General features: G+C 37.2%; 5 protein-coding genes. 1 reads left to right on the forward strand and 4 read right to left on the reverse strand.

Going from position 1 to position 12809, the window contains the following annotated elements; all coding sequences use genetic code 11:
- Positions 1–283: 283 nt before the first annotated feature.
- From AC3DU7_RS10950 to AC3DU7_RS10965, 4 genes are all read right to left on the reverse strand, one after another.
- Complete coding sequence (locus AC3DU7_RS10950; protein ID WP_488039384.1) at positions 284–3850, reverse strand: tetratricopeptide repeat protein; 3567 nt, start codon at positions 3848–3850, stop codon at positions 284–286.
- 328 nt (positions 3851–4178) lie between these two features.
- Positions 4179–4901 carry a DUF928 domain-containing protein gene (locus AC3DU7_RS10955; protein ID WP_488039385.1) on the reverse strand — a complete coding sequence of 241 codons (723 nt, stop codon included), beginning with the start codon at positions 4899–4901 and terminating at the stop codon, positions 4179–4181.
- Positions 4902–4959: 58 nt separating this feature from the next.
- Positions 4960–7281 (reverse strand): CHASE2 domain-containing protein, encoded by a 2322-nt coding sequence (locus AC3DU7_RS10960; RefSeq protein ID WP_488039386.1) that lies wholly within the window; start codon positions 7279–7281, stop codon positions 4960–4962.
- 165 nt (positions 7282–7446) lie between these two features.
- Complete coding sequence (locus AC3DU7_RS10965) at positions 7447–8754, reverse strand: AAA-like domain-containing protein (protein WP_488039387.1); 1308 nt, start codon at positions 8752–8754, stop codon at positions 7447–7449.
- An 832-nt stretch (positions 8755–9586) separates the two neighbouring features.
- On the opposite strand from AC3DU7_RS10965, the gene AC3DU7_RS10970 reads away from it, so the two are divergent.
- On the forward strand, positions 9587–12604 hold the full coding sequence (locus tag AC3DU7_RS10970; RefSeq protein WP_488039388.1) for a plasmid replication protein, CyRepA1 family: 3018 nt from the start codon (positions 9587–9589) through the stop codon (positions 12602–12604).
- The last annotated feature ends 205 nt before the right edge of the window (positions 12605–12809 follow it).

A 12809-nucleotide genomic window follows, 5' to 3' on the forward strand; every position in this document is an offset into this window, starting at 1 on the left:
TATCATGTCCGGATTATGTCGTTTTCAAGGTGAATTTGCGTAAGTCCTGACTTATGTTTGTAGTTGGGCTTTAGCCCTTACAATACTTAATATTAGGACTAAAGTCCAACTACGAGCCTAATTATAACTGTTCTACCGAACATGATATAACTTCTAATATCAAGTAACATTAATGTAGGGACATTGCATGCAACGTCCCTACCAGGTTGAATAAAGATTGTTTATTAAAGTTATTTAATGAGACATAACATTACTTCTGACTTCTAACTTCTGACTTCTGACTTCACATCCCCTCCCATTCTCCCGAAGGCATAAACGATGCCCAATAATAGGGATGCTGATATATCCAATTTTCCAACATCCCTAACTGCACCTGTCGTAACGCCTCGGAACGCCCCTCCTGATTATTCAACACCCGCTCATAATACTTAGTCATCAACTCTTGCGTACCAGCATCATCAACTCTCCATAAACTAATTACCTGACTTTCACTACCTGCAAGACCTAATGCTCGACGCAACCCATAAACTCCTTCTCCTACATTCACTTCTCCTATTCCTGTCTGACAAGCAGACAATACTACTAATTTAGTACCTGCCAAGTTCAAATTTGCTATTTCCAAGGCTGTCATTATCCCATCTTCTGTACCACTTTGCCGAATATTTGCACCTGCTAAAGCAATACCAGAACGCAGTAGTGGGTTTTCTACTGCTCTAAATGCCAGTGCTTGAAGACCGAACTCAGACTCAAGTATCAAACCATCTCTGCTCGAATCTGAAGGAGAGGAAGTTTCCACATTTTCCAGAAAGAAACCGTGGGTAGCAATGTGCAGTATTTCTGGAGATTTTACTTGTTTGATAGCGTTTTCCGTAGCTTCTAACCCTATTAACGGTTTGACGTTTAACATTGGTGCAATAGCTTTGGCTTCAAATTCGGCTCCAGGTAAGGGGCCGAACTTCAGGTTTTCTATATCCGCAGAGCGTTGGTTGCTGCTGCGGGTATTATTGGTGGCAAGTAGCTCTGAAGTCGGTTTACCTGGTTCATCGTATTCGGGAGCTGCAACTAATATGGGTGGTTGTTTAGTGGGGAAGTCTAGGTCAAGACGGATGAGGTCTCGTCCGCTGGTGAGGTAGGTGATGGTATAGTTTTCGACTAGGTATTGGTTGTTTTCATCTACCAGAGCAGCAAAGGGAATGAGGTTGAGTTGAGAGTCTGGGGAGAGGAGGATGTGTTTGGTGTTGCCGAGTTTTTGGCGGATGGGTTCCATGACTAATTTATCTAAGGTGCGGGCGGTTGCCTTGGTTTCGGCAATTGCTTTTTCTATTAGTTCTTGATCTGATGTGCTTGGTTTATTTGATAAGGTATTGCGAAATTCGGTGACGGCTTTGTGGATGGGTTCTACTGCTCCCAGATCTACCCATTGGGGTGCGCCTGTGGAATGGAGGATGTAGGCTGCATAGTGGGGTTTTCCCCATTCTTCACCTCGTTTAGCTTTAAAATCGTAAGGTTTGTACTGCACGATTTCTACCAATGCTGCATCAGTAGGAATTAACTTTTGTACTGCTTCAATAGTTACTGGTTGAGAAATTTTTCTGAATTCTACACTAGCAAGAGAAAGGTCTGCTTCTAATTTTTCTGCTTTAAGTTTGAGGATGTCTAGTTGTTGACGGTATTGTTCTAGCGGGGATCGATTTTCAGATTTACTGTAATACAGATTCGCTAGTTGACTGCGAGTGTTAGTGAGGTCGTCGAGGAGTTTTTGGTTTTCTGGGGTGAGGTTGTTGCGGATGGTTTGGAGGGAGTCAGTGGTGAAGTCAAGGATGCGACCTTTGCGCCGGAGGATGGTGGTTAGGGCGAGGTTGCCAGCTTTTTTGTTTGTGGGTGCGTCTTGAAGGTGTATGGATACTGTGGTTTGAGTTGTGGAGAGCTTTTTCATAGAGGCTTGTTTTTGACTTTCCGAACCTGTGGCGAGGAAGGTAGTGAGGGTGGTTTCTTCTACTTCCATTCCACGGGTGAGATGTTCAATGGCACTGGTTGTATTGCCTTGGGCTTGATACATTCCTGCCAGGTTATTGAGGCTTTGGGCGATATCTGGATGGTCAGTCCCTAATGCTTTTTCTCTGATTGCCAGAGACCTTTGCAACAGAGGTAAAGTTTCTGCATAGTTCCCTTGGTTATGGTACAGTACTGCTAGGTTGTTGAGAGTTTGGGCAAAGTATGGATGATCGGCTCCTAATGCTTTCTCTTTGATTGCTAGAGACCTTTGGTATAGGGGTAAAGCTTCTTTGTACTTCCCTTGGGAATCGTACAATGTTGCCAGGTTGTTAAGGATGCTAGCAACATCTAGATGGTCAGTTCCTAGTGCTTTTTCATAGATTGCCAGAGACCTTTGCAACAGGGGTAAGGCTTCTTTGTACTTTCCTTGGACTTTATATAGTGATGCCAGGTTGTTGAGACTTTGGGCAAAGTATGGATGGTCAACTCCTAATGCTTTTTCATAGATTGCCAGAGACCTTTGCAACAGGGGTAAGGCTTCTTTGTAGTTCCCTTGGGCACGATACATTTCTGCCTGGTTGTTAAGGCTGCTAGCAACATTTGGATGGTCAACTCCTAACGCTTTTTCATAGATTGCCAGAGATCTTTGGTATAGGGGTAAAGCTTCTTTATACTTCCCTTGGACTTGATACAGTACTGCCAAGTTGTTGAGGCTGTCAGCAACGTTTCGATGATCAGTTCCTAATGCTTTTTCATAGATTGCCAGAGACCTTTGGAATAGGGGTAAAGCTTCTTTGTAGTTCCCTTGGACACGGTACAGTTCTGCCTGGTTGTTAAGACTGTTGGCAACATCTGGATGGTCAGTTCCTAATACTTTCTCTCTGATTGCTAGAGACCTTTGGAATAGAGGTAAGGCTTCTGTGTAGTTCCCTTGTGCATAGTATAGATTGGCCAGGTTGCTAAGACTGGCAGCAACGTTTGGATGATCAGTTCCGAATGCTTTTTCATAGATTGCCAGAGACCTTTGGTATAGGGGTAAAGCTTTTGTGTAGTTCCCTTGGGCATGATACATTTCTGCCAAGTTGTTGAGACTGGCAGCAACGTTTGGATGATCAGTTCCTAATGCTTTTTCATAGATTGCCAGAGACCTTTGGAATAGGGGTAAAGCTTCTTTGTAGTTCCCTTGGACACGGTACAGTTCTGCCTGGTTGTTAAGACTGTTGGCAACATCTGGATGGTCAGTTCCTAATACTTTCTCTCTGATTGCTAGAGACCTTTGGAATAGAGGTAAGGCTTCTGTGTAGTTCCCTTGTGCATAGTATAGATTGGCCAGGTTGCTAAGACTGGCAGCAACGTTTGGATGATCAGTTCCGAATGCTTTTTCATAGATTGCCAGAGACCTTTGGAATAGGGGTAAGGCTTCACTGTAGTTACCTTGGACACGGTACAGTTCTGCCTGGTTGTTGAGGCTAGTGGCGACCGAGGGATGGTCAGTTCCGAATGCTTTTTCATAGATTGCCAGAGACCTTTGAAATAGGGGTAAGGCTTTGCTATAGTTACCTTGGTAATAGTGCTGTAGACCTAAAGAGTTAATAATTATCGCTGCTTCAACAGTTTCAGAAGCATCTGCATTTTCTCTAATAACTAAAACACGTTCTAATAGCAGAATAGCTTCACTATATTTTCCCTGTGCTGATAACTCTTGTGCCTGTTGAAAAAGTTGTTCTACTTCCTCCATTTCCTCAGACTGTTGCGCTACCACAGCAGGTTGAATTTCCCCCACTACTGGCTTAACCATTCCCACTAATAACCCAAAAACACCAACAATAACAACAACAAAATACTTACTTTTCATAATTTTCCTCCTGAAAAAAACTTTAGTTCTACCAAGTAGTAGCCTGTTTAGGCTAAAGTTGTGGGTAAAACCTAAACCCCTTTTTATCCCCCCTATCCCCCCTTTGAAAGGGGGGGAACGGAAAAAGGAGAATTGGGGGAGAGGTTTATGCTCCACTCTGTTCCAGTCGCAATGACATAGTTACGTTTAATTAAAGCCACCTATTTATACGATTTTAATAAAGTTATGGCATCAACCAGAATTCTTAAGTCGCTCTTCCCAAAATTCTTAAGCCCCCCTTTCAAATCTTAAGCCCCCCTTTCAAAGGGGGGTTTGGGGGGATTAAACCCTACTGATCGCCAACATCACAACAATCTTGAATCTGCTCCAAAGTCAAATCATAGTCCGGGAAACGAATATATTCTTGCTGCCATAAACTATTCCATCTAGTGGCGATCGCTACATCATCAGGATTACTCCGACGCAAGTTTCCTAACTCAGTAATAGTCTCATGCCACAAACCATTTTCTGCATAAATATCTATCTTTTCCATCACAGTTGTAGCGGAATTTAACTGACTGGTTAAGCGATCGCTAGCTGCTACCCGTTCAACCACTACATCAACATACAGATCCTCTGCTCCATCTCCACAGTCAAAAACAAATTTCCAACGATATTGTTTTCCTACCTTTAAAGGTGGTGCAGCAGAAGGTAACTTCAAACTAATAATTCCCTGTTCAGACTTAACATTAAAATTAGTTTGATAAATTTTGTTCCCAGTAGCTTCATCTATTAAAGTGAAATCAATAGACTTGCTATAACCAGGAATGTACAACCAAAAAGTCGGATGACTCGCTAAAGTGTATCCGAAGTTAGTTTGAGGAACAAGAGCTAAAAGAGGCTTTTCCATTTGAGGACATAATTTAGGAGGAGGAGCATTAGGATCGCGATTTCCTGCATCTCCTCTATTCCCTGGTCTACTTTTTGCAGGGGTTTCAAATTCTCCTAAAACTGGTTGAGTCATTCCTAGCAATAAACCCAAAGTGCAAACAATAACTTGTTTATATTTCATAATTTCCTTCCTTAAAAAAACTTTTTGTGATACTAATTTGTTAAAGATATTGAAGAGTTTAATTCCCTTTAATCCTCTTCCTCTTTGGAAATGGGGAGCTAAGGAGAGCGCAATTAATTAATACCAAAATAGATAAAGGTGGCACTAAAGGAACCACAAAACCCAGAGTCAAAACAAACCAACTAACTAAGTATAAAACAAACGTACTTCCTACTATAAATAAGAACAAAGAAAAACCTCGCAAAAAATGCCTGCTTACCACACAACTCAAAACAAACCAAGCCAAAATCCACAACCATTCTACCCACCAACTCCAAAAAGTAATTAAAGGTCTTCCATCTAAAACTGCACTAATAATTTGACTGACCTGATGTGCGTGTAAAATAACTCCAGACATTTGCTTTTGATTAGGAGGCTGAATCTGACTATAAGGAGTAGAAAATTTGTCACCAGCAGCAGGGTCTGTTATCCCAATCAGGACAATTTTATCCTTAACTAAAGAATCATTAATTTCCCCATTCAAAACATCAGAAATAGTAATTGTTTTAGCTACTTTTTTTGAGTTTCTATAATTAAGTAAAATTTGAAACCCACCATCATCAAAATTTTGATAAATACCTTCTCCTTTCCTCAATCTCTTTAAAGTAACATCACCAATTCTCACATTTCCTTCCGGAGTATTTTCTGGTTTAATTCCTTTAATTGCCAAAAAATCTAAAGCCACCCTAGCACTTAATGAATAACCTGTTTGACAAGGGTCTTTCTCTTCGGTAACCATAAACATTAAATGGCGACGGACAATTTTAAATTGACCATTATCAAGAGCTAAATCAGTAAAGCCTAAACGTTCTTTTGGCACACTTTCAGGAGGTATAGTACCAGGTTTATTAGGGCGATATTCACTGGTACTACAAACAGCAATTATTTTCTGATTATTAGCCAAAATATTTAATAACCTTCGATAATTAGCTTCAGATTCTAAAGGTTTCTCCCGCCATAAATCTAAACCAATAATTGCAGGTTGAAAAGCATCAATTTTAGTTATTACCTCAGCCAAAATTTCATCCTTTAAAACATTACCAATACCAAATTTGTTAATATCTGCTTGTGTAGCTTCAACAATTAAAATATTAGGGTCTGGCTTTTCTGGAAGTCGCGATCGCATTAATAAATCGAACTTATTTAACTCTAATGGTTGGAGCAAACCCAAAGCTCTAATACCAATTACTCCGACCCATAATAAACCAGCAATAGCTAAACTCATACTTAATCTTTTAGGTTTAGGCAAATCCAGATTATTTTCTAAATTTACCAATTGTTCCTCAACCCAATCTGGATTAAAAACTCTCTGATAAATCTGATTAAAAATCACCAATTTATCTTGTTTTTTCAGAACTATACCTGACAACTTCAGAGACATTTGTACTTGACTCTTATTAAACTTAACCTCTCCCTCCTCAAGAACCTTTTGATATAACCTCAATAATTGAATATCACTAAGTAAATAATCCTGTATATGTTTTAAATGAAGAGGATTATCTTTATCCTCCCAAGAAGTCAAAATATGTTGTTCTACCAACTTATCAACATCTGGTCGAGAACTATCTGCATAATCAACAATAATTTGACAAAGTTTCTGAGTTAAAAAAGGTTGACCTCCAGTCCAATCAAAAACTTTTTGTAAAACAACATCCGGTTCTTCTACATACCCTTCTAATCCCTGAGTTAAATGTTTCTTTACTCCCGCAAAAGTTAATTCAGTCAACTCAATGCCATAGCCAACATTAAAAGGAGTATGCCTTCTATTTTTAATTAAATCCCCTGGAGTAACCGCACCGAAAAACCCAAAAACCAGTCGATGATAATCAGATTTTTTATTCTCAGCCCGGCGATTATAACAAGAACGGATAAAACCCAAAAATTCATCTTTAAAATAGCATTTTCCCAGAGTATCAATTTCGTCTAGAAAAATATATATTTTCTGAGTTGGAAAATTCCTAAATAAAATTTCTTCGAGAAAAAGTTTCCAACGTTGAAGATTACTTAAGTTTAGATGACTAGCTATCCATTCTTGAAAATTGTTACTATTTTCCAAGTCACATTTATCAAATATTTCCGTTAAAAAACCGTCATACCAAGACTCTTTAGGTATGGAAAAATCAGATAACATACTCATATCAATTGAGATACATTGACAACCTTGGGAGGTTAATTTATCTATAATTCTTACCCGCAAACTAGACTTACCCATTTGACGAGAATTAAATACATAACAATATTCTCCTTCTAGGAGTTTTTCTAATAGTTCTGTATCTTGTTTTCTCTCTACATAAGTGGGGTCGTCTACTGATAAACTTCCTCCAGTAGAGCGATAAATCATAATTTCATTAATAAAGTGTTTGTAGTAGGGCTTTAGCCCCATCAATCTTAAAGCTAAGTAATATGTTTGTAGTAGGGCTTTAGACCAATTTATCTTAAAGCTAAGTGATATGTTTGTATTAGGGATTTAACCCTATCAATCTTAGGGCTAAAGCCCAACTACGAGCTAATTGCTACCTAAAAATTCCCCAAAATATTTTCGATATAACTCACAACGAGTTTCAGCTTTATTACCTTTAATTGTAATTAATCCCATAGCTTCCAACTGACGTATCTCTCGATTTTTATCAGCAAAACTAACTGGAGAATTAGCCTTTAATATTTCCTGAAAAACTGTTTTAATCTTCGACCTCTTTCCCATAGTTTCTAAATGCCTACTCAAATGGTCTCGATAAATTCCACTATCAGTAGGAGCCTCCTTTAAAAACTTTTCAATCGTCAAATCTTCCTGAGACATTTTATATAAAGCCAACCTAATCAAATAAGGATGTCCTCCCACCATAGACATTAAATCAGCTACTATTTTCAGGTCAAGTTGATGTAAGAGTATTAATCGGTTTACTTCTTCTTTTTTAAACTCCTTTAACTCTATCGGTAAACCCACATTAAAAGGAGATTGATAAATATCTAACGTGCCGTGATATTCCGTAGAATAAGCAATTACCATCCGTAAATTTCTCCAAATTTTGACATTATTACTTTCTTCATACCAATGTCTTAACATGGCAAAAAAATCTTTAGATATTTCTGGATATCGGAAAATTTCATCCACTTCATCTAATATTAAAACCAGATTTTTCTGTAACTTCAGCAATAGTGCCTTTAAATCCTTAGTACAAGAAATTTTAGCATTATTATCATCCCAATCAGGCCCCTCTGGAACATCTGTAAACCGACTTTTGAGATTGTTATTAAACCCTTTGATAAAGTCATTAACACTGCTGACATTTGAATCTTCAATCAAAAGATTAAACTTCAGATACTGAGAAATATAATTATTTTCATTGGCTTTAGCTTGTATCTTTTTAATCAGAGAAGTTTTACCCATTTTCTTAGGTGCTTTTATCCTCACTAAAGAACCTGGTCTTTCTATTTCTTGGTAACATTGAGACTCAACAGAACAACGTCGAATCTGATAACGTTCTATATAAAAAGGTGAATCTGGTTCTTCAGGTTTGTCTGGCATGAAAACTGGATAAAAACCATAATGTTCGATAAATTTTTGATCGACTAAATCAGGTTTATATTGGCTAAATATCTTAACTAAATATTCTTTCCAATCCAAACTAGATTCTGAATAGTTAAATTTATTAGCGATCGCCTTTAATTTTCTTCCTACATTAGATTGGTCACAATTTACTGACTTAGCAATTTCTTCCTGTGTTATATCCTTATCGGATAAACGCAACTCCAGTATTTTTTTTTCAAATTCTGACAAATTCTGATAAATGTAGTCAAATTGTCCCTTTTCCATTGAAGTTTAAATTCCCTGGGTATTGAAACTATAGTAGCTGATACGTTTTTATATCAAGCCTAATTAATTAGCCATAATAAATTAGCTATTTTTAGTCATCTAAATATGGCTTCTACTTTGAGCCAATAAATTTATTTCTTGGCGGATGACATGGCTCTCTTTATATTTGACTTTTTAAGTATAAGTTTTCTTATATTGAATATAAAAATACTTCTGAACAATTAGCAAAATATGCAGAAACTTGCATAAAAAATTATGTTTTTGTTCTGAATATGCAAAAAAATACATACTGACTAATCTGGAGCATTTTTGTAAGGTATTTAAAGATAAAATATGCTATTAAATTTCTATTTATAAATCTCAAATATACCTTGATTAAATTGTAGTTGTAAGTAAATAAGGTTGACATAACAACTATTTTAATTCAGATGAAAACAACTTCCAAAATTACTCTATTATTCAGTATTTGTATCTCAAGTTGCACGCCTTCTTTATGTGAAATATTAGGAGGATACCTTTTTGAAAAAATTGCTGATTGTGTAGTGTTTAATGAATGTCCGCAACCAAGAAATCAGGAACGGGCAAGATGCCCATTCCACAACCCGTCATATCATAATAATGAGTGATAAAAAAAGGCATTGCTGAGGGATGAAAATATTAGGAACGGGCAAGATGCCCATTCCACGACCCGTCCTGTCTTTTCCCCCCTTTCAAAGGGGGGTAGGGGGGATGCCCTCCTCTACTCCCGGAGTCTTAGAAAAATTTTATATGTATATAGTGTGCTTTTCCCATATAATGAAAATCCTTCACTATATATAGAGTGCATTATTAAATGAATCTTAAGGCCGAAACACCAATTAATTATTTCCGAGAATGGACTAATAGCTGTGTCGATGACCAACTAATACACCTTAATGTTGTTCCTTTAGAAGGACAACGGCCTTATGAATTTTTGTTTTATTCTGATGCTATTCCTAGACGAAATGATGGCCGAGTAACTAGCCAAATATTAAAGCGATACCAACACGTTGAAGAAGGTGGATGGTGGTGTTCGGGAATTGATTTACTTACAGGAGAAGAAGACCTTTGGGGTTGTTTTAAACCTAGTCAACCACGTCACAGTTATGACCAAAAAAAGTTAATTAAATATGAACATCCTCCGAAAACTCCCACCAGTTTATTTGCCCTAAAAATACCCCTACATTTGTGGCATCAAATTGCCAGTCGTTATCAAATAGAAATTCTGCCAGAAGATATTGATAATAATCAACCAGACCTTGGTTTTTGGCAGTGGTTTATCGCTCATCCTCAAATACCTTTATGTATTACTGAAGGGGCAAAAAAAACAGGTGCTTTATTAACAGGTGGTTATGTAGCGATCGCTTTACCAGGAATTTTTGGGGGATATCGAGTTATTAGAGATGAATATGGCAACCGTATTGGTAGATCGAATTTAATTCCTCAGTTAGAAAAGCTAGCAAATAATCATCGAGAAATTTATATTGCATTTGACCAAGATACTAAACCTAAGACTATTAAAAATGTTAATGCTGCTATTAGACAAACTGGATATTTACTCACAAGAAAAGGATGTAATGTTAAAGTTATTTCCTGGAATCCAGAATTGGGTAAGGGAGTTGACGATTTAATCGCAAATCATGGGCAAAGTTTGTTTGATGAAGCTTATAAAAACGCATTACCTTTAGAACTTTGGAAGGCTAAATCATTTAGCAAACTCACATATCCTGTAAATCTTAGAGTTAATAGTCGTTATCTTTCCGAACAACATATTTTAGGTTCTATCAGCAGTAATAATTTACAAAAATTAGATAATCTTGACCTAGCCTATAGCACTGATTTTCCGGCAAAATTAGTAGGAATTAAATCTGCTAAGGGCACTGGAAAAACTAAGTTATTAGAGAAAATTGTCAGTGAAGCTGTAGCTCGCAATCAAAAGGTTTTAGTTATTGGTCATCGAGTGCAGTTAGTACAAGAGTTATGTCAACGTTTCGGACTAAAATATATTACAGAAGTAGATAAAAAATCGGATAATAAATTATTAGGTATTGGTTTATGTATTGATTCCCTACATCCTAATTCTCAGGCTAGTTTCAATCCGGAAAATTGGTCTGATGGAGTGGTAATTATTGATGAAATAGAACAGGTGATTTGGCATGGTTTAAATTCTAATACTTGTCGGCAAAACCGAGTAGAAATTCTCAGGTCTTTCAAAACATTAATGCAAAATGTTTTAGGAGGTGTGGGTCAGGTATTTATAGCTGATGCTGACTTAAGCGATATTTCAATAGATTATTTACAAGCTTTAGCCGGAGTAAAATTAGAACCTTTTATTATTCAAAACGATTGGCTCCCTGGAGAAAAAGAAGCTTGGCAAGTTTTTAATTATCCAGAAACTACTCCCAAAAGATTAATCGCAGATTTACACAAACATATCCGTGAAGGTGGCAAACCAATGGTATGTTTATCAGCACAAAAAATCACAAGTAAATGGGGAACCCGTGCTTTAGAAGCTTATTTGAAAAAACAGTTTCCTGACTTAAAAATCCTCAGAATAGATTCAGAATCTTTAGCTGAACCTAATCATCCTGCTTATGGTTGTATTAAATCATTAAATCAAGTATTGCCACAATACGATATTGTCTTAGCTTCTCCTTCAATTGAAACAGGAATTAGTATTGATATTCAAGGTCATTTCACTTCTGTTTGGGTTATTGCTCAAGGAGTACAAGGAGCAACTTCTGTTTGTCAATCTTTAGGTAGAGTTCGTGAGAATATTCCGAGATATTTATGGGTAGCAAATTCTGGTTTTAATCAAGTTGGTAATGGTTCGACTTCTATTACTTCTTTGCTCAATTCTGAACAACGTTTGACTCAACTAAATATTAGACTATTACAACAATCAGATTTTGATAGTTTGGATGATTTAGAAACAGGTTTTCAGGCAGAATCTTTTTTGTGTTGGGCAAAACTAGCCGTTCGTTTCAATGCAGGAATGAATCAATATCGAGAGTCTATTTTAGAAGCTTTGCGAATCGAAGGACATCATATTCTCGAAGCTTCCCCAGAAGTTTTAGCTAATAATTTAGAAGCAAAAAAATCATCAGAAACACTTACAGAAATTAATGATTTACAGGAAGCGATCGCTACTGTAATTAAGCAAAATTATCAGACAGAATGTGAGGCGATCGCTACTGCCCGAAATATTAGTTTGGCCGAATATCAAAAACTAAAAAAACGATTATCCAAAACCAGCAAACAACAACGCGAACAACGAAAATTTGAATTAATGCTGCGCTACAGTATCCCTATAACTTCTGAATTGGTAGAAAAAGATGATTCTGGATGGTATCAACAGTTGCAACTACATTATTTTATGACTGTAGGGCGACAATACTTAGTTGCACGGGATGCTGAAATAGCGAAAACAATTTTGGAGTTGGGCAAGGGAAATATTTTCATACCTGATTTTAACGATCGCTTATTGGGTGCAACCATTGGGATGATGGAATTATTGAAAATACCGCCATTGTTGAAAGATAGGCAACGAGAGTTGAAAAATATTGATGAAGATTTGCAATTGTTAGCCAAGACTGCTTTAGCAAACCGAGCAGCAATTAAAAGTATAGTCGGGATAGGGTTGGCGGTAAATTCTAGCCCTATTACAATAGTGCGGCGTTTCTTGGATAAAATTGGTTATAGTTTGGAGTGTTTGCGCACAGAAACTCATCAGAAAAAGCGATTGCGAATTTATCGTATTGTTCATCCTGACGATGGCAGGTTTGAGGTATTTCAGCAGTGGTTGAGTGGTAGTAGTAGTAGGGTGTGTTAGCGTCAGCGTAACTGAGCGAACATAAAAATCTGAGCGAACATAAAAATCTAGATGGTGCGTTACATTTCATTAACGCACCCTACTGGACTACTACTAGACTTTTAACTTTTAACTTTTGACTTGAAGATGGTGCGTTACATTTCATTAACGCACCCTACTGGACTGTTTCATCTTAAATGGTGCATTAGGAAAAAAGGGTCAAACC

It is taken from the genome of Okeania sp. (genome assembly GCF_983059655.1).